The 20199-nt window shown below is 61.7% G+C and carries 13 protein-coding genes and 2 pseudogenes; 11 read left to right on the forward strand and 4 right to left on the reverse strand.

The window, feature by feature from the left end:
• Positions 1–12: 12 nt before the first annotated feature.
• From GQ59_RS18250 to GQ59_RS18290, 9 genes and pseudogenes are all read left to right on the forward strand, one after another.
• Entirely contained in the window at positions 13–1188 is a 1176-nt protein-coding gene (locus GQ59_RS18250; RefSeq protein ID WP_037083785.1) for a M24 family metallopeptidase, read from the forward strand.
• A gap of 76 nt (positions 1189–1264) precedes the next feature.
• Positions 1265–2370 (forward strand): annotated as a pseudogene (locus GQ59_RS18255) (M24 family metallopeptidase).
• A gap of 34 nt (positions 2371–2404) precedes the next feature.
• On the forward strand, positions 2405–3385 hold the full coding sequence (locus GQ59_RS18260; protein WP_037083787.1) for an ABC transporter permease: 981 nt from the start codon (positions 2405–2407) through the stop codon (positions 3383–3385).
• 5 nt (positions 3386–3390) lie between these two features.
• Positions 3391–4236, forward strand: a complete 846-nt coding sequence (locus tag GQ59_RS18265) for an ABC transporter permease (RefSeq protein ID WP_037083789.1) — start codon at positions 3391–3393, stop codon at positions 4234–4236.
• A gap of 47 nt (positions 4237–4283) precedes the next feature.
• On the forward strand, positions 4284–5228 hold the full coding sequence (locus GQ59_RS18270) for a succinylglutamate desuccinylase/aspartoacylase family protein (protein WP_037083791.1): 945 nt from the start codon (positions 4284–4286) through the stop codon (positions 5226–5228).
• Between the two features lie 29 nt (positions 5229–5257).
• Positions 5258–6259: an ABC transporter ATP-binding protein gene (locus tag GQ59_RS18275; RefSeq protein WP_037083792.1), complete on the forward strand. Its 1002-nt coding sequence runs from the start codon at positions 5258–5260 to the stop codon at positions 6257–6259.
• Positions 6252–7226, forward strand: coding sequence for an ABC transporter ATP-binding protein (locus GQ59_RS18280; protein ID WP_037083794.1), 975 nt, complete (start codon positions 6252–6254; stop codon positions 7224–7226). Before GQ59_RS18275 ends, GQ59_RS18280 begins: the two co-directional genes overlap by 8 nt.
• Positions 7227–7238: 12 nt before the next feature.
• Complete coding sequence (locus GQ59_RS18285) at positions 7239–7724, forward strand: GAF domain-containing protein (protein WP_037083796.1); 486 nt, start codon at positions 7239–7241, stop codon at positions 7722–7724.
• Between the two features lie 14 nt (positions 7725–7738).
• A complete protein-coding gene (locus GQ59_RS18290) occupies positions 7739–8968 on the forward strand; it encodes a metal-dependent hydrolase family protein (RefSeq protein WP_037083798.1) in 1230 nt (409 codons plus the stop codon).
• 507 nt (positions 8969–9475) lie between these two features.
• Here the strand turns inward: GQ59_RS18290 and GQ59_RS33080 are convergent.
• The 3 genes and pseudogenes from GQ59_RS33080 to GQ59_RS18300 form a co-directional block, all read right to left on the reverse strand.
• On the reverse strand, positions 9476–10081 hold the full coding sequence (locus GQ59_RS33080; RefSeq protein WP_084683214.1) for an amidohydrolase family protein: 606 nt from the start codon (positions 10079–10081) through the stop codon (positions 9476–9478).
• A gap of 88 nt (positions 10082–10169) precedes the next feature.
• A pseudogene (locus tag GQ59_RS33435) lies at positions 10170–11012 on the reverse strand (amidohydrolase family protein); the annotation flags it as partial.
• A gap of 1201 nt (positions 11013–12213) precedes the next feature.
• Positions 12214–12756 carry a Pycsar system effector family protein gene (locus GQ59_RS18300; RefSeq protein WP_037083800.1) on the reverse strand — a complete coding sequence of 181 codons (543 nt, stop codon included), beginning with the start codon at positions 12754–12756 and terminating at the stop codon, positions 12214–12216.
• 113 nt (positions 12757–12869) lie between these two features.
• On the opposite strand from GQ59_RS18300, the gene GQ59_RS18305 reads away from it, so the two are divergent.
• The gene (locus tag GQ59_RS18305) at positions 12870–16550 is read left to right on the forward strand and encodes a FecR domain-containing protein (protein ID WP_037083801.1); all 3681 of its coding nucleotides are present in this window, start codon (positions 12870–12872) and stop codon (positions 16548–16550) included.
• Positions 16550–18457 carry a CHASE2 domain-containing protein gene (locus GQ59_RS18310; RefSeq protein ID WP_051904058.1) on the forward strand — a complete coding sequence of 636 codons (1908 nt, stop codon included), beginning with the start codon at positions 16550–16552 and terminating at the stop codon, positions 18455–18457. Before GQ59_RS18305 ends, GQ59_RS18310 begins: the two co-directional genes overlap by 1 nt.
• A 1165-nt stretch (positions 18458–19622) precedes the next feature.
• Here the strand turns inward: GQ59_RS18310 and GQ59_RS31965 are convergent.
• A complete protein-coding gene (locus GQ59_RS31965) occupies positions 19623–19937 on the reverse strand; it encodes a hypothetical protein (RefSeq protein WP_152564379.1) in 315 nt (104 codons plus the stop codon).
• Positions 19938–20199: the final 262 nt, after the last annotated feature.

Genomic DNA, 20199 nt, shown 5'->3' on the forward strand with positions numbered 1-20199 from the left:
CAGGGTGACCCGATGGCTTTCTCACAGCGTCTCGGCGCGGACTTCTACGCGAAAATTCAGGCCGAGATCCGCAAGCGGATGGACGCGGCCGGCATCGATCTTCTGCTTCTCGATTCCAACGACGACGTCATCTACACGACCGGATTTTCGCATTACACGACAGAGCGGCCGGTGGTCGTGGCGATCACGGCGACGGATGCTTTCCTGCTGCTTCCCGAACTGGAGCGTACCCATGCTGCACACCAGCATGTAGCCGCAGAGGCGATCGTCTATTTCGAGTTTCCCGGCATAGACCCGTGGCACGCGGTGCTCGGCCGCAAGTTTGCCGGGTTCGGAGGAACGGTCGCCTATGGCCACGCGATCTCGCTTGCCCGGGTAGAGCCGATCGAGGGCGCCTTCCCGAATGCGGAACGGGTGATCCCGAGCAATATCGTCCAGCAGATGCGGCTCCGGAAACATCCGGAAGAAATCGCCCTGCACCGCGAAGCCGCGCGCCTGTCCGACCGGATGGTCGAGGTCGGCGTCGAGATGATCCGCGAGGCGATGCGAAAGGGCTGCCCGTTGCCAAGCGAGGTCGAGATCGAATCCTACGTTTCGCGCCACGCCATGCGCACCATGCACGAGGAGCATGAGGACATCATGCTGGTGCAGGGACTGGCGAGCGGGCTCGTCTATTCCGGCGCCCGCTCCGCCTTTCCCCACGGCATGCCGACCGGCAATCCGGTGAAGATCGGCGAAAGTATCATCCTGTCGCTCGGCTGTCGGGTTGGCGCTCGCGCTTCGGAAAGCGAACGCACCTTCTTCATCGGCGAACCGTCGAAACTGCAAAGGGAGCATTATGCCGTCGCCTGCGAGGCCCAGCGCATGGCGACTGCGGCGCTGATTGCCGGCCACACCTGCGCTTCCGTCGACAACCTGGCGCTCGCCTATATTCGCGACAGCGGCATGAGCGAATACCTGCTTCATCGCGTCGGCCATGGCATGGGCATCATGTTCCACGAGGCACCCTGGGTGGAAGGGGGCGACCAGACGATCCTGGAACCCGGCATGATCACCTCCAGCGAGCCGGCGATCTTCGTGCCGGGCTTCGCCGGCTACCGCATCGCCGATACCGTGCTGATTGCGGCCGAGGGGCCGGACAGCATGACGCTCTATCCCCGCAAGCTTGAAGACGTGATCATCGCCTGAGGTTCGCAAAATGGGTTTCAGCCAGCGCCTAGCACCGGAATTCTATCAGCGGCTCCATCGCGACATCCGGGCCCGCATGGAGGAGAAGGGCGTGGGCCTCCTGATCCTCGATGCTGCCGACGACGTGCTCTACACGACGGGTTTTTCATTCCGACCGAACGAACGGCCGGTGGTGCTGGCTTTGACCGCAACGGATGCGATCCTGCTGATCCCCGAACTGGAGCGCGAACACGCCGACCGTCAGGACCTAGCGGCCGAAACTCTCGTCTATTTCGAGTTTCCGGGCATAGATCGGGCCTTTTCGCTGCTCGCGCGTTCGATCGGCGAAATCGGAGGCGATATCGCCCATTCCTACGGGCTTTCGGTGGGACGGGCGGCGGAGCTTGCCGGACTCTTCCCGAACAACCGCGTTATGCCGACGGATATCGTCGCCAGGATGCGGCAGGTGAAATATCCCGAGGAGCTGCGGCTGCATCGCGAGGCGGCACGCATATCCGACGCGATGGTCCAGGCGGGCGTCGATCTCGTCACCGAAGCCTTCCGGGCCTGCAGGCCGCTGCCGAGCGAGATCGCACTGGAGGGGCATGTGGTGCGTCATGCGCTCGACATCATGGAAAACGAGCACGAGGACATCATGAATGTCCCGACGCTGGCGGGTGGGTTGGTTTACGGCGGAGCGAACTCGGCCTATCCGCACGGCATCATTTCCCACCGCCGCATCCAGCCGGGCGAGAGCTTCATTTTGTCGTTGGGTTGCCGGGTCGGCGGCCGCGCGGCGGAAAGCGAGCGCACGTTCGTGCTTGGCGAACCCGGCAAGGATCACGAGAAATATTATGCCATCGCCCAGGAAGCGCAGCGGCTGGCACGGCAGGTCTCGTCGCCGGCCGCACCTGCGCCTCTGCCGATATCACCGCGCTTGCCTATATCCGCGAACAGGGCATGGGCCCTTATCTCAAGCACCGCGTCGGCCACGGCATGGGCGTTGCCTTCCACGAACCGCCCTGGGTCGAGGCCGGCGACCAGACCATTCTCCGGGACGGGATGATCTGTTCGAGCGAGCCTGCGCTCTACGTGCCGGAGGTCGGGGGTTTTCGCCTCGCCGACACGGTTCTCGTCACCGGGCAAGGTCCCGATTCACTCACGAAATTCCCGCGCCGCTTCGAGGAGATCGTCCTGTCATGACCGTCGCTCCGGCACAGCCAAGCGGAACCGCCCGATGCTAGCCTATATCGTCCGCCGTCTGCTGCTGCTGATCCCGATGGCGGCCGGCATGGTCGTCGTCACCTTCGGCCTGTTGCTGCTGATCCCCGGCGATCCGGCTTCCGTCCTGCTTGGCCAGGAGGCTTCGACCGAAGCGATCAACAACCTGCGCAACGCGCTCGGCCTCAACGATCCCTGGTATATCCGTCTCGGCTCCTATTTCGGCCGGCTGCTGCAGGGCGACATGGGCCGCTCGATCTTTCAGAATCAGGCAGTGTCGGAAATCGTCGCCGGCCGGCTGGGCGCGACCATCGAGCTTGCGGTTGTCGCACTGATCCTTGCCTGTCTCGTCGGCATCTCACTCGGGGTTCTGGCTGCCACGCGACAGGGTTCGATCGTCGATACCGTATCGATGATCTTCGCCCAGCTTGGCGTTTCGATGCCGGTCTACTGGCTCGGCCTGCTGCTGATGCTGCTCTTTGCCGTGACGCTCGGCTGGCTTCCGGCAATCGGCCGCGGCGCGCCCTTTCCCGAAGCGCTCTGGGCCGCTCTTACCGGCCGGCCGCAGGTCCTCATCGACAGTTTCGCGCATATCCTTTTGCCGGCAGTCGCACTTGCCGCCAACTCCGCTGCGATCATCTCACGGCTCGTGCGCACGGCGATGCTCGAAGTGCTGCGTGAGGACTTCGTGCGCACCGCCTATGCCAAGGGCCTGCGCCGCCAGCGCGTCATCCTTCGCCATGCGTTCCGCAACGCGCTCCTCCCGGTGCTGAGCGTCGTCGGCCTGCGCTTCGGTGCCCTGCTCGGGGGCGCGGTGCTGACCGAAACCATCTTTGCCTGGCCGGGCCTCGGCCAACTGACCATCACGGCGATCTCGCAGCGCGACCTGCCGCTCATTCAGGGCATCGTGCTCACGTTCGCGATCATCTTCGCGCTGGTGAACCTCGTCGTCGATCTTCTCTATGCGGTCGTCGATCCGCGCATCCGTTTGGGTTGAGGCTCATGAGATTGTCCAGGCGTTTCCGCAATATCTCCCTGATCCTCGGCATGTCGATCGTGCTGGCGATCGTCATCTGCGCCGTCTTTGCGCCCTATCTGTCGGCGCATGGCATCGAGCAGATGGACATGCGCAACCGCTTCTCCGGCCCGACGCTCACCCACTGGCTCGGCACCGACAATTTCGGGCGAGACCTCTGGGCGAGGCTGATCTACGGCGCGCGCGTCTCGCTGACCATCGCCTGCATCTCGGTCACCGCATCGGCTCTCATCGGCACGACGGTCGGGCTGACCGCGGGCTATTTCGGCGGATGGACGGACCTGATCCTGATGCGGATCACCGACATCTTCCTGGGCTTTCCGGCGATCGTGCTCGCACTCGCCATCGTCGCGGTGCTCGGCCCCGGCACGATCAACGTGGCGATTGCCATCATCGTGGTCGCATGGACGGAATATGCACGCGTGGTTCGCGCGACGACGCTGGTCCTGCGCGAGCAGAACTATGTGCAGGCCGCAAGGGCGCTCGGCGCCCATCCGGTCCGCATCCTCGTCAAGGAAATCCTGCCCAATGCGATAGGGCCGATCATCGTGCTCGCCTCGCTCGGCTTCGGCACCGCGATCATCTCGGAATCGGCGCTCAGCTTCCTCGGTTTCGGCCTGCCGCCGCCGGCGCCGACCTGGGGCTGGACGCTCGCCTACGGAACACGCTTCATGCGCGACGAGCCGTGGCTGGCAATCATAGCAGGCGCCACGATCATGGTGACGGTGCTCGGCTTCAACCTGCTCGGCGACGGCCTGCGCGATGTGCTCGACCCGCGGCATCTCTCGCGCTCTGCAGGCAAGAAGAAATAGCCAACCCCTCAGGATCCAGACGACAACGACAGTGAAAGGAAACATCCATGGTCAAGTCGATCAACAAGCTTCGTCCCAAATTCACGACCCATGCGGACGGCAGCGATGCCGTGCTCTTCATGCACGAACTTGTGGGCGAGACGGACGGTCCGACCATCGGGATCTCCGGCTCAATCCACGGCAACGAGAATGCCGGCTCGCAGGCGATCGTCGACCTCTTCCGCATCCTCAAGGACCTGCCGCTCAAGGGCCGCATTGTGCTTCTGCCGGTCGCCAACCCACGCGCCTTCGCCGTCAACCACCGCTTCACGCCGATTGACGAACTGAACCTCAATCGCGAATTTCCGGGCAACCCGAATGGCAACTACACCCAGCAGCTGGCCTATGCGATATCAGCCCAGTTCCTCGACAAGATCGACGTGCATCTCGACCTGCATTCCGGCACCGACCGCCCAACCGTCGATTACGTCTATATCTGGAACGACGAAGCCCTGTCCCGTTCCTTCGGTTCCAAGGTCCTCTACCGGCCCGCACAGGGCAAAGACGGCACGGTCTTCTCCGGCACGACCAAGTCCGTGACCTTGGACAAGCGTGGCATTCCGGTCGTGGTCGTCGAACTCGGTGGCGGCATCATCGACCAGGGCCCTTACGTCGATCGCACAGTTGCCGGCCTCCTGAACATGCTGCGCCATCTGGGTGCCATTTCGGGGGACGTCACCCCGAACCCGAAGCAGGTGGTCGTCAACGAGATCGCCGGCATCCGACCGACCCAGGCCGGCTGGCTGGAACCGCTGGCGCCGGCGAACGGCGAGCTGATCACGAAAGGCCAACTCCTCGGCCGTGTCGTCAGCCCTTACGACTTTGAAGTGCTGGAAGAAATTCCGACCCCCTTCGAAAACGGAATCATGATCATGCAGCACCTCTCCCGCAATCTCGTGGAGTCCGGCGACTACGGCTACATGGTCGGGAACATGGAAGGCGCCACCGACTGATTGTCGGACGTGCTTCACGGATGAAATAGATGGAAGATCGGGCTATGGAACACGCCGAACCGGCGCTTGCCGTCAGCGACCTGAATGTCGAGATCCTCGGGGAGAACGGGGCCTTTCCCGTCGTCTCGGAGATGAGCCTTTCGGTGCGCCCCGGCGAGACGGTCTGCATCGTTGGCGAAAGCGGCTGCGGCAAATCCATGACCGCGCTGTCGCTGCTGCGTCTCCTGCCCGACAGCGCCCGCGTCGCATCCGGCTCGATCAGGATCCATGGCGAGGATTTTCTCGCCATGGATCGGCGCCAGGTCGAGGATTTCCGCGGCGACAAGATCGCCATGATCTTCCAGGAACCGCTATCGGCGCTGAACCCCGTGCTGACGATCGGCGAACAGATCGCTGAATCCGTCCGCCAGCATCGAAGGCTTGGGCGGCGCGAGGCCTTTGCGCGCGCCGTCAAGTGCCTGGAACTGGTCCAGATGCCGGATCCCGAACGCCGCGCCCGGCAATATCCCCATGAACTGTCCGGCGGCATGCGGCAGCGCGCGATGATTGCTCTGGCGCTTGCCTGCGAGCCGAAGATCATCATCGCCGACGAGCCGACGACGGCCCTCGACGTGACCGTGCAGGCGCAGATTCTCGGACTGATTTCCGACCTGCAGAAGCGGCTCGGCACCGCGCAGATCCTGATCACCCACGATCTCGGCGTCGTTGCCGAAATCGCCGACCGCGTCATCGTCATGTATGCCGGCCGGCGAGTTGAGGAATGCAGCGTCTACGAGCTCTTCGACAACCCGATCCATCCCTATACGGTCGGCCTGATGGGCGCCGTACCCCATCGGGACAGAACGGAAGCCGCCCCGGAGCGGCTGACGGATATTCCCGGCACCGTGCCGCCGCTCTGGGACCTGCCGAAGGGCTGCGCGTTTGCGCCCCGCTGTCCAGGCGCCTCGGTTCGCTGCCTGGAGGAACGCCCACCCTTCCTCGAAAAGAAACCCGGTCATTTCGCCGCCTGCTGGGAGCATGACAATGCCTGATGCCGCGGCCCCTCTCCTCTCCGTTGAGAACCTCAAGGTGCATTTTGCCATCCGCTCCGGCGTCTTCCAGCGGCAGGTCGGCGAGGTGAAGGCCGTCGATGGCGTTTCCTTCTCGATCGGCTCGGGCGAAACGCTCGGCCTTGTCGGCGAAAGCGGCTGTGGCAAGTCGACCACCGGGCTCGCCCTCATGGGCTTGGTGAAGGCCACCGAGGGACAGATCGCCATGCAGGGGGCCGAGGACGTCACGCAAATGCGGGGCATTCCACGATCCTACCGCCGCCGCATGCAGATCATCTTCCAGGATCCTTTCTCCTCGCTCAACCCGCGCCAGCGGGTGCGCGACATCATCCGCGCGCCGCTCGATATCCATGGCATCGGCACGATCGAGGAACGGCGGGCCGAGGTCGCCAAGCTCATGTCGCTGGTGGGTTTGAGGCCCGATCAGGCCGACAATTTCCCGCACCAGTTCTCGGGCGGCCAGCGCCAGAGGATCGGCATTGCCCGGGCGCTGGCCCTCAAGCCCGATATCATCGTCTGCGACGAGCCGGTTTCTGCACTGGACGTGTCCGTACAGGCGCAGATCCTCAACCTGCTCGCCGACCTGCAGAAGGAACTCGGTCTTTCCTACCTGTTCATCTCGCATGACCTCGGCGTGGTCGAACACGTCTCGCACCGGGTCGCCGTCATGTATCTCGGCAAGATCGTCGAGACCGGGTCGAAAGAGGCGATCTTCACGAAACCCCTACATCCCTATTCGGAACTGCTGCTGCGCTCGGCACCTGCGCATGATCCGCGCAAGCGTCACAAGTTCAGCGCCGTCAGCGACGACATTCCGAGCGCCACGCGAAAACCCCTGGGCTGCGCCTTCCACACCCGTTGCCCCCTTGCGACCGATATCTGCCGCCAAATCGAACCGCGGCTCGAACGGAAGGCCGATGGCCAGTCCGTCGCCTGCCATCACCGATAGAGGAGTTTCACGATGATCGAGGACCTGATCGGGCTTCTGGCAGAACCTGGCCAGCCAAACTTCTTCTACGATGCGCTGGACGCCGCTCTCGCCAGGCACGTCGGCCACCGCCTGTTGACCCTGCTCTACACGGATGGCGACGAGGTGGCCCGCGTCTATTCGAACATGCCGGACGTTTATCCCGTCTTCGGCCGCAAACCGATGGGCCTCACGCCCTGGGGCGATCTGGTGCTGCGCCGGCAGCAACCCTTTCTCGGCCGCGACCGAGAGGCCATCAAATGGGCCTTCTTCGATCACGAGCTGATCGCCAGCATCGGCCTCAACGCCGCGATCAACATCCCGGTCGTCTATGACGGCGAGACAATCGGCACGATCAACCTGCTGCACGAGGAATTCTTCTACGATGAGACGCATGTCGAGATCGCCAGGAAATTCGCTCCGCTGCTGCTCCCCGCCTTCCTCGAAGCCCGCCGCGCCCGCAATACGCGGGGAAATTGACAAGGAATAAGACCGTGACCTCCTATCTTTTCGAAAATGCCCGCATTGTCGACGGAACGAGCCCCCAGGCGAGCGAGCCGGTCTCGGTGCTCGTCGAGGGCGATATGATCAGCGAGGTTTCGCCCTTAATCAACAGTGCCGGCGCGCAGCGGATCAACCTTGCCGGCAAGGTGCTGATGCCGGGCCTGATCGACGCTCATGTGCATGTCATCGCCGGCATGGCGAACCTCGGCCAGAACGCCAAACTTCCCGATCCGATCGTCACCGTGCGCGCCTTCAAGATCATGGGCGACATGCTGATGCGCGGCTTCACCACGGTCCGTGATTTGGGCGGCGCGACCTCCGGCCTGCTGGCCGCCACGCAGGAAGCGCCCTGGCCGACACCGCGGCTCAATATCTGTGGCAAGGCGCTCTCGCAATCCGGCGGCCACACGGACTATCGCGGCCCCTATGACGACACGCCGACGCCGAGGGCCGGCCACACGCTCGGCAATCTCGGGCGCATCTGCGACGGGGTGCCGGAAATCCGCAAGGCGGCCCGCGAAGAACTGAAATCGGGAGCCCATTTCATCAAGGTCATGGCAAACGGCGGCATCGCCTCGCCGACCGACCCGATCCACTTCCTTGGCTTCTCGCGGGAAGAGCTGATCGCCGCCGTCGAGGAGGCGGAGAACGCCGGCACCTATGTCGCGGCGCATCTCTATACCGACAAGGCAATCCGCCGGGCGATCGAGTGCGGGATCCATTCGCTGGAACACTGCAACCTGATCACCCCTGAAACTGCGACATTCGCCGCTGAGAAGGGCTGCATCTCCGTGCCGACGCTCGTCACCTACGAGAAGCTCGGCGTCGAGGGGCCGGCGCTTGGCTTGCCGCCCGCCTCTGTCGCCAAAGTCGATTCCGTGCGACTGGCCGGCATGGAATCGCTCTCGATCATGCGCGACGCCGGCTTGCCGATGGCTTACGGCACCGACCTGCTCGGCGAAATGCACCGCCATCAGTCGGAAGAATTCGTGATTCGCTCACGCGTCCTCCCCGCCCACGACGTGATCGCCTCGGCAACGCATGTCGCAGCAAAATTGCTCAGGATGGAAGGCAAGATCGGATGTATCGCCCGCGGCGCCTTTGCCGATCTGATCGTAATCGACGGCAATCCGCTCGACGACATGTCGCTGCTCACGCATCAGGGCGCCCATATGCCGATCATCGTCCGGGGCGGCAATTTCGTGAAGAACCGGAGATAAGTGTATGAAGCTGAGGCATAATTGGCGGCGATAACGGCTTGCCCTGCCCTGCTCCATCTCACAATCCGAGCACTAGGTTGGCGGAATGCAGTTGGCGTTCTGAACCTGATTGGCCAATGGGGACACCGTTGAGGTGGTTGGTGATCTGTTAGTGCGGCTGGGACCGCGCGCCGTGTGGCTCGCAGTGCCGGTTTAGGCGCAGGCCCCTTGGTTTTTTCCGGCTTGGCCTTTTTGGGGCGCTCATACTGCGGGAAGGCATAAGCGATCATTGCCATCAGTGCTTGCGCCTGCTCGCAGATTCATCGGGCTTTGCTGGCAGCCGCCAGCTGCTTTAATGTCGCCTCGGCTGGGAGGTTGCCGCCGTTCTTCTGCGCTTGTTCTGCGATGAGCAGAGAAAGACTGTTCCGTAAACATCAATCTCGTCAGCGGACTGAAGTGTAGAGAATAATGGGGCTGGGCATAGCCCCGCCTGAGACTTCCCTATGCAGGCTCCATGCCCGACGCCGTTTAGTGAATTTTGGCCCAGTCACTCAGGCCGGCCATCTCCCCCCCTGCGCGACCGCGCAGATCATAGGCCTCGCGCACAGCCTCCTCCTTGATACGCTCCACATCGAGGCCGACCAGCTTTCCGCCCCGCTTCATGACCCGGCCATCGACAAGCACTGTATCCACATTGGCGGCGCGGGCCGTGCGCCCGATCATGCCTTCCGGCCGTCCATAAGGCAGCATGTTGAGGTCATCGGCGCGCACGAGCACGATGTCGGCCCGCTTGCCAACGGTCAGCGATCCGGTCCTGTCGGCGATGCCCAGCGCCTTTGCGCCATTGATCGTCCCCATCTTGATGACATCGGCAAAATTAATCGGTTTCGACTTCTCTGTGTCCGAACCCTTGAACGGGATGCCCATGTACCAAGCCGACGACATGGATTCGAACATGTCTATCGGCGCAAGCGCGTTGGCGTCGAAGGACAACGACACATTGACCCCTGCGTTGAACATGTGCACGAGTTGCTGCGCCTGGTAGCCGGAGTTTCCAAGCCGCAGTTCGGAATGAACGGAGTAGCTCAGAGGCGCACCGGTTTCTGCCATCGCGGCACGGTCCTCGGGCTTCATGGACGAAATGGACGATGATCGTCTTCGGGCCGAGATAACCCCAGGTCTTCAGCGGCACCACGCCGTAGCTGTAGCTGCCCTGGCCGGCATGCATGGCCACCGGCAGGCCGCGTTCGAATGCCCAGTCCATTTCAGTGCGGAACAGCTTTTCGGTAAGGGTGGCCGGGCCGCGGGAATTCAGGCCGAAGGTTACCAGTTTTTCGAATGGCGAGTTCGCGTCGAACCATTGCTTCTGGACCTGTCCCGCAAGCTCGAGGTCGATGAGCTTGTCCTTCATGAGCTGGTCGTGATGACCGAAGGTGAAAAGGGCGCGCATCCCGGAATCCTTGTGCGCCCGCATCTCGGCCTCGACGGTCTCCGGCGACATGACGTGGTGGCAATAGTTGTGCAGGGTCGTCACGCCGGCATTCAGGCTCTCGGCCATGGCCAGCATGTCGCTTGCATAGAATGACTGCGGCGTCATCTGCGGCACGAAGGCACGCTTGACGCCGAAATATTCCAGGCCCGGCGCCAGCATGTTGCGCATGATACTGGTCCAGATGTGGAAATGCGTATCGATCATCCCCGGCATGACGATCATGCGCGATGCATCGATGACCTCTGCGCCGGGCGCCTGGAGATTTGCGCCGATCGCCGCGATCTCGCCGTTGCGGACGTGAATATCGGCGCCTTCGATATTCCCCAGCTTCTCATCGACGGTCAGCAGCGAGCCGCCCTTTATAAGATATTCCTCGCGGTCCGGCAGGGCCCGTGGCGCCGATTGCTGCGCGCGTGCAGGACCTGGCGCGATCAAAGCAGGGGCTGCGAGCCCGAGCACGCCGGTGCAGGCGATGCCGCTTGCGCCGAGCAGCAGGGAGCGGCGGCCGAACCGCGGCTCGATAGGCTCGCCGCAGCAGTCGCACGGCGTGTCGGTTTCATGTTTTCCAGTCATTTCGTTCCCCTTGTTGTTCAATCAATGTTGGCTTATTTGATCGATGTAGGCTTGCGGGATTGTGCTGGTCGAAGATCTCCACTGCTGATGTGCAGCCACCCCTTGAGAAAACCGGAGGGTGGGAGCACCCGGAAAGAACCGATATCCCCCTGTTTCGGAATGCGGCTCGGCAACGCCATCGGCGCCGATGTTCAGCCTGTCGACCTCCTCGAAGCTGCGCGAACCGTCCGGGTAGAATGGCTGGCGTCCCTCAATCGACCAGCGCACAGGGATAGGCCGCGTCTTCCTCTCCCTTCGCCTGGTTCGCCATGTGGGGAGGCGGGTACGATCCGGCTTCCGGCAAGAGCTCGATCTCGTACACGGGTCATTCCTCGCTCGTGAGAGAAGCCGCCGTCCGCGGGTAGATAGCCGTCCGGCGGACCGTCGTACCCGACCGCGTCGGCTTCGAGGGGAGTTTCCGAATGCTGCTCGACATGGACCCTGGCAGGCGCAGCTCGGCGCTGTCCCCGTAACGCACCGTAGCGTCGAGGTTGGCCGTTGCGGTCCGTCCTTGTTTCCACCCCGGGACGAAGTCGCGCCTGGTTGAAAATCACTATAGGCAGGGAATTGTGGATCGTCGCCGTGGGACCGGCTTGGTTGGCGATACGAGCACGAGTGGGATCGGTCATCCAGAAATTGACCTTCGTATGTTCGAAGTGACTGGATTAAAGCAAGAACCGCGTCAATCACTTGGCCAAGTCCAGAGAGCCGGAGCCTTGTCGGTGGGTGCCGCTCGATTTCGGCGCGCTTGCGGATATTGTGGATCGAAGTTTCGCTTTCTCGCGGCCCCTGCCGCATAGACCCGAGCGATCTTACCCTTCCATTTGAGGATCGTGCTATCCGCGATTACGGTATCGCCGTTATGACGCATCCCCGAGTGGACCAGCATCTTATCGGGGCGTCCGGAACCTCGCGCCATGTTGAGCGCGTCGGCCTGCGCCAGCGCGATATCTGCCCCGGGAGCAATCGTGCCTGCGACATCACCGAAGCCGAGCGGAGGCACGCCATTGCGACTTGTCCAATGCAGGCACTGCAGCGGCGTGATGGCCGCAAGCGTCCCAGTCGGGGTGCCCCTTGCGCGGGCATACGACTGCAAATGCAATGCGCATCTGCTCTAAAAGCAAGTCGGGTCGAAAGCTTGGTTAGGGCCGCCTTCGTGCCTTCAGGTCACCAAAAGAAGCAGGACGTATGCAACGACCGTGAACATCAGCCCGCGGAAGGCATAGGAGACACAGCGGTATTTCTGCCGGGCGATCAGGGACAGCACGTCGGCGTTGTCCAGGTATTCCTTGAAGAGATAGCCCACATCGCTTCTCTGCGCCGCGTGCTCGAATATTGCTCTGTGCTGCGGCCATGTTCCCCAAAAAAGCGAGGTGGACTTCTCCACTCGCCGCGGCAGCACCACAAGGATGGCCGAAAGAATTGACGAAACTGAAGCAATAGCGAGCAAAGCGGAAACAATCACCGCTGCCCACGCGCCATCGGTATAACGCGCCAAGGTGAATACGCCTCGCCCCTCGCTCGACGAGATCAGAAAGGCGAGCATGAAGGTAAAGATATAGGCGGCCTTCTGATCGGATATCTTGATCTGATCGTAAAATACGTCGTTGATCTTTCGAACATGATTGAAGTATTCCTCGGTGATCTCGCCGGACGCCATTGGCATTTCGAGCATCTCGGTCGGCACGCTTTCGAAGTCGCTCAATTTGCTTTCCCCCTGTTCCGAACTGTTTCCCTGTTAATACAGTCCGGCCGAAAAGCAATGCCATTGCTAAAGCTCGTCTTGACTCCTGCCGCATTTCTACGCAGTTGTGAGGCATGTCGGGGGCGTTCAATCGGTTTTATGTTGCAGCAGTTGTGCTGCCTATACTTGCTGGCGGGCTGATGTCTCCGGCAGCGGCGGAGCCTGTCCAACGGGCGGGGCCGGCTGCCGGCGCAGTCATTGCCCGCAAGGTGGGTGAGGAAGTCCGCTTTATCGACCTATCCGGCTGGCAGTTCGTCGACCTCAAGCAGGACCTCCTTACCGGCGACGTGCTGCGCACAAATGCGACCGGCCAGCTGGCGATCCTGTTTTCCGACCGGACGCAGGTCCGGCTTGGCCGCAATTCCTCGTTGGTCGTCAAGCAGATCACCGCCAGCACCAGTGCCGACACCGTGCTGGAGCTTCAGTCCGGTACTATCTGGGCACGCGCAGAACGCGGCGGGCCTGGGGTCCGGGTCGAGACGCCGGCGGCGGCAGCAGCGATCCGCGGCACCGATTGGACCATGACCGTCAAGGGCGACCAAACATCCCTCAACGTTCTCGAGGGTGTCGTCCAGCTGAGCAATCCGCAGGGCAGCGTCGAAGTGCGGCAGGGCGAAGGAGCGGTCGCCTCCATCGGCCAGGCGCCGCGTAAGATCGTCATTGTCGATTCCGACGACCGCGAGCAGATGTTGTTCTTCCTGCCGCCGCGCGCGGCATTCGGGCGGATGCCGCCATCTGCCCAGCCCGTCGCCGAGATGCGCCGCAATGCTGATCGTATCGCGGCCATTCCCCTCGATCGCCGCAGTGCGGAGGATTGGGTCGCACTTGCCGAAGCCCAGCTTTCGCTCGAAGGCAGGCAGCGGGCGCGGCAAACCCTCGCAAATCTCAAGGGCCGGCCGCTTTCCGCCTCGCAGCACGCCCGCGTGATGCTGATCGAGGCGGTTCTTGCCGCAAGCGAGACCCGCTATGCGGAGGCCGCCAGACTGTTCGAGAAGGCGCAGCGCGGCCTCGACCCGAAACGACGGGGTATCGCACTCTACGGCGGCTATTATGCCCGCGCGCTCGCCGATCCCAACCGGGCCGAGGCACTGCCGCCGCAGGTAGGAGGCCCGGACGGCGCATTTCTGCGCGCCTATGCGCTTGGTTTCCTGCAGGATCTGGGCGCGGCCATAAAGGTTCTCGAAGAGGCAGAACGCCAGTATCCGGACGATCCGGAACTGCCGGCATATCGCGGCTGGCTTGCCATTCTGCTGAACGATCGCGCCCAAGCGGAAGAGGCGCTCAACCGTTCGCTCTCGATCGATCCCGCCGAACCGACGGCGCTCGAGGCCCGGTCACATTTTCGCGCAGGCTTCAAGGGTGACTATCAAGGCGCGCTTGCCGACCTCGAAGCAGCCGTCAAGGTCGCGCCCGGGAGTTCGACTACCTGGAACGCGATCGGCAACATCCACTCGGTGCGGAACGCCAACCGCGAGGCCGAAGCGGCCTTCAAGAAGGCGATCGAACTCGATCCGCAGGATCCTCTCACCCATTCCAACCTTGCGCTCTTTTATCTCGACATCGGCCGTATCGAGGATGCCAAGCGGGAGATCGACACGGCCTTCGCCATCGATCCGGGCTTCGATATCGCACTTGTCGCCCGCGGCCGTTACTATCTCCAGACCGGAGAACTGGACAAGGCGGTCGACGACCTGCTTGCGGCGAGCGTGGCCAATCCGGGTTATTCGCAGGCGCAATTGCTGCTTGCGGCAGCGAACTATGAGAAGGGCGACCGCGTACCGGCCGAGCAGGCGACGGAAAATGCCGAACGGCTCGATGACAATGATCCGGTGATTTCTGCCCTGCGCACGGCAATTGCGATCGACAATTACGATTCGGAAGGCGCCATCCGCAACGCGCAGGAATATCTCAAGCGCTCGAAAGCCCGCGGCGGCGATTTCACCTCGCTTGGCGCCAACCAGCAGGCGGGATCGACGCTGAATGATGCATTCCGCCTGCAAGGCATGAATGCCTGGGGCGAATATTATAGCGACGCGGCCTTCGATCCGTTCGCCGGCACCGCTTATATCGACCAGAGCATCCGCGGCAGCGCCAATCCCTTCGTCAACAACTATTTCTACGGCGACAACGTCATCACCAACGCGCCGAACGGACAGGCTTTCTCGTCCTTCCTGCAGGGCCTGATGCTCGAACCGCATATCATTTCCGGCCGCTCACGCTCCGCCAACATCATCCGGCGCCCGTTCTTCGAGGGCTCGATCGGCGGCGGGATCAATTCCGCCGGCGGCGAACTGGACTATATTGGGGAGGGAGAGGTCCAGGGATATAGCAACCTGCCATTCCCGATCAGCTTCTATGGGAATTTGCAGTGGCAAAGGGTGCCGGACAGCCGGGATATTGGCGCGTTCACCGATCTTAATACGGACAACAAGATCATTGGAGGCAATGGTTACCTGACTGCAAGCCCGACAGCGCATGATCGATTTGTTCTCTACTACAATACTGCGAAGGGCGACTCCGAATTCGACTTCCAACGACTTGTGGATATCGATCCTCTGTTTGGACTAGGATTTCCGTTTTTTGTTCCGGATATCACCCAGCAATTACATACTAACAGACTGACAAGTGGCGGAATCGGCTGGAGCCATACGATTGAGCACGAAAATGTAGTCAGCTCCGCATTGCTCTTTAATCGTACCGATAGTCGAAGCGACCGTTCTGAAGTGCTTGATATCTTAGGATTCCCTTTTGAGATCGACAGCGCAAAAAGCAGATCCGAACAAGATACTTATATCGCCGCGCTCAATCACACGGTCGGAACCGGAAATTTCACCTGGAGGTACGGCATCGAGGCTGGATGGCTCGATAGTTACCAATCGCAAGACACGTTTGACTTTCTATCAGGTGCAGCAAGCGCTTCGTCATCGAGCCATGTCGGCATCGGCCGCATCTATGTGGACCTGCTCCATGAAATCAATCCCGATCTCAAGGCCGAATATGGTCTCTTTGGGACTTTGCTTTCAGGAGACGGCGTGGACGTCCAACGTCTCGATCCCCGCGTCGGGATTGCTTGGTCGCCTGCGAACGGACAATGGCTGCGTGCAGGCTTCATACGTAGCAGCGTGGATGTATCAACTCCGACACTCTCCCCAATCGGGATTGTCGGTCTGCAGCCGAACCAGATTTCGACCGACCCGGAAGGCTATACCAATACCGTTGCGCTTCGGTGGGACGCGGAATGGACGCCGGACTTCTTCACTGCCTTGGACTTCCAACATCAGGATGTGAAAAATCCGCAGATCGGTATTCCGCTTTCCGCCATACCTTTTACCACTTCTAAAGGCCGCATCGATCGCGGCAGCCTGAGCGGCAATCTTCTGCTCGGCCACGGCTTCGGTCTCTCATCGACTGTTGCATACACCGACTCCGAGGACCGTGACCCTTCATCCGCGACATTTGGCGGCCCCTTGCCTTTCGTACCGGAATGGGGAGGACAGGTGGCTCTCACCTGGGTCAATGAAGCGAATGTGAAGGCCACGCTTGCCGCCAATTATGTAGGCAATCGCGTCGATGAAGTCGGTATCGAACTTGACGACTACTGGACCCTCGACGCCAGCCTGACCTGGGAACCCTTCGACAAGCGTTTCGAACTGGATCTCACGGCCTACAATCTCCTGGATGAAGACATCGAAGTGAGCGCCGGCACGCCCGGCTGGGGCCGGTCCTTCAGGGGCACGCTCAAAGTTCGGTTCTGATGGGCGGCGGGCACGAACTCTCCTTTTTCGCCCGGCGCATTTTCTCGTCGCGCAGGATTCACATAACCGTTCTCGCGGCATTTTTCTTCGGAGCGGCTGGACTTATCGCCCGCCTGCCCGGCTGGCCGCTGATTGACTACCGGGCTTTCGATTACCTTTCGACCGTCTGGGCGGAGCCTGTTGCCAAGGACGGGCCGATCATCGTGGCGATCGACGAGCCGTCGCTAGCGGAAATCAACATCCAGTGGCCGTGGCCGCGCAGCCTGCATGCGAGGCTGATCACCCAACTGAGGGCCGCTGGCGCCAAGGTGATAGGCCTCGACATCATTTTCTCCGAGCCGTCGGCCCCGGCCGAGGACGAAGCGCTCGCCGAAGCACTTGGTCCGGATGTGGTGCTGGCGGGCGACGAGACCCTTGTGACCTCGGACCAGGCCGACCAGTTCATCCGGGTCATGCCGCTGCAGATGTTTTCCGACCGGCAGGCGCCGACCGGTATCGCCTCGATCGGCTTGCACCGGGACGGCGTGCTGCGCGCGATGCCCGACTATGACGACGGCTTTGCCGCCATGGTCGCGGCGGCCGCAGGTATTGAGGCGGACTTGCCGGAGCCGGGAAGCCTCATCCAGGTGTTTGGCGGTCCCCGCACCTATCCAACGGTGTCCTACTATCAGGCCCTCGATCCCGGAAATTTCCTGCCGCCAGGGATATTCAAGGACCGGATCGCCATTGTCGGGTTGAGCCTGCAAAATGCGCCGTCGATCGACAGCGGCGGGGCCGACGTCTTTCCGACCTCCTATACGGTTCACAATGGCAAGCTGACGGCTGGCGCCGAGATCCAGGCGACCATACTCGACAACCTGCGGCTCACGAGTTCCATCGCCGAAGCCAGCGGCCCGATGAAACAACTGCTGCTGCTGACCGCAGTCGTGGCGGCCTCTGTGCTTGTCTGGAAAGGTACCGGCTGGCGTACGGTGGCACTGGGCGCGGTGGCGATTGTCGTGCTGTTCGTCGGCAGCTATGTCAGCTTGCGCTTCGGCCGCATCTTCCTGTCCCCCATGACGTCCTCGCTCGCCTTTGCCGGCTTGGCCGCGGCGCAGGCGACGCTCGATTATGCGCAGGAGCGGAAGAAACGCCGTCAGATCACTCGGGCTTTCTCGCAATATCTGGCCCCCGCACTCGTCGATCAACTCGCGCGCGATCCATCCAGACTGAAGCTCGGCGGCGAAACCCGCGAACTTTCAATCCTGTTCTGCGATGTGCGGGGCTTCACTACGATCGCAGAACAGCTCAAGGATGATCCCCAACAGTTGACGATGCTGATCAACCGGCTGCTGACACCGCTGTCCGACATCGTGCTTTCCCATGGCGGCACGATCGACAAATATATCGGCGACTGTCTGATGGCCTTCTGGAACGCACCGCTCGACGACCCGTCGCACGCGGTCCATGCGGTATCCGCCGCGCTGGATATGCTCGACTCGATGCAGGCGCTGAACCGCGACCTGAAGGCCGAAGCGGAGGCGACGGGACGGACTTTCTATCCGCTGGCGATCGGGATCGGCATCAACACCGGCGAATGTGTCGTGGGCAACATGGGCTCGACGACTCGTTTCGACTATTCCGCACTCGGGGACGCCGTCAATCTGGCAGCGAGACTTGAAAGCGCTTCGAAGTCTTACGGGGTGCCGCTGCTCCTGGGTGAACGGACCGCACGGGCCGTGGGCGATACATTCGCGGTCCTTGAAGTGGACCGGATCACGGTCAAAGGCAAAACGGAGGAGGTTCCTGTCTCCACAGCAGTTCGCCACAATACTGTGGTGGGGCGAGAGGCCGACGACGAGGCCATTCACGCGCAACACCGCGGCAATAGCGATGCAACGGACTTCGGCGCCGATCCTCACCCATAATGTGCCGGCGTTGCCGGCTACCATGGGGAGGCGCTGTCGTTGGCGGATCGTTCTTCGGATTTCCGAGCAACGAGCCGCCAGTGTTTTGCCAGACGGCAGTCGAGGTCTAAACTTCAGCGGAATGATCCGGATGTCCGCTCGGGAATGACATCCATCATAGCAAGCCTTGCCTGATACCGATGAGTTGCTTGCCGTGCGACCTGAGAACACGTTGCCACTCGATGCTTGCCGTCGATCGCTAGCTTGGAGGCCTCATGGCCAGCCGAATGAGCGGATTATGACCTGGCTCGTCCGGCAACGCATCGGCGACGTCCGACCCGTCTTGACAAGAGCAACCTCGGAACAAAACAAACACCCACGCGCTTATCCTCGACAAGGGGATCAATAATGGGCACGTATATTGTAGTTTTTTTGGCATTTCTGGCATTCTTCGCCTTGGTGGCTCTCGTATTCTATTGCACGTGCCCGCCTTTTCCCGACGATTGAACCGCGGCCCACTCGCCATGACCTTGTCTGCTACGAGTTCTTGACTCCTTGCAACTTCGTGTCAGTTTCCCGGCATGAGTACACGCCACCGCTTCGATCGCCGCAAGGACGGCGAACATACCTGGGAAATATTCGACACCACCAACGGTCGAACCGTGGTTTTCAGGGGCGAGCCGTTTTGCGGCCTACCGCAAGATAGTGCAGATACCTTGGCCGACTATATGAACTCGGTGGGTATGGTGCCTGATAGGGTCACACTGCATTGAGCCCGACGACCGATCTAAGTGCGGAGCTCGTGCGAGCCGCGAATGAGGTCGAGAAGCTCCCGGCGCAGAAGCTCGCCGACTCGTCGACCGGCCAATGACGACGATTCGAGCCATGCGCGAGACGATCGGCATCCCTGGCAGCCGACCGGCGCGGACGCGGTGATCGACCTGCAGACATTAGCTGTGGCGCTGGGGTCGGCAATCGATCAAAGGATGATGTCAAAGCAGGCCTGCTGAAGGCTGCCGGCATTGTCCGGGACCTGGATATTTGCTGGATACGGGGACGGAGATCCATTTCGACCGGAATGAGGCAGGAACCGCGCGCGAATGGCGCTCCGGAAACCGGCTTGACTGGTGCAGGCAAAAAAGCCCCGGCCAAAGGCGCGGGGCTCTTCGTGGAAACCGCTAATCGATCAGCACGAGTTGGCCTGATTGACCGGGCTGTTTGCGGTGGAGGTGGAAGCGTTGTTTCCGGCCGCACCTGCAACAGTCGGGCTCTTGCCGCAGTTGGAATTGGAACTGCCGGCTGTGCCCGCGCCCTGCGTATTGGCTGTACCCGTTGCTGACGTGCCGGGGGCCGTCGTATCGGTCGCCGTACCAGCGCCAGTTCCGGCCCCGCCGGAGCCGCCCGTGCCAGTACCGCCCGTACCAGTGCCGCCGCCGGTACCCTGGGCGAATGCGGAGGTGGCTAAACCAAGCGCCAAGGCGCTCACAGTTAGAAGTTTCATCATGAATTGTTTCCTCTCGTTTCGTCGTGGCTTTATGCCTACGAAAAGACGAACAGCGAGGTGCATCGAATGTTCCTCGCAAAAGTTGAATTAAACGAGTGACGACATCTAGAATTCGGAAACAAACGTCGCCGGCCTATGCTGGGGAGCCGGAGCGTATCGTCTCTTTCCTCTGTCGCTGCACCTACACCTGACTTGGCGCTCCGCCTTTCCAAATTCGGCAGCTCAAGGGCCGCGCAAGTTTCCGCCTCCAAATAAGCGC

It is taken from the genome of Neorhizobium vignae (assembly GCF_000732195.1).
GTDB classification, from domain to species: Bacteria; Pseudomonadota; Alphaproteobacteria; order Rhizobiales; family Rhizobiaceae; genus Neorhizobium; species Neorhizobium vignae.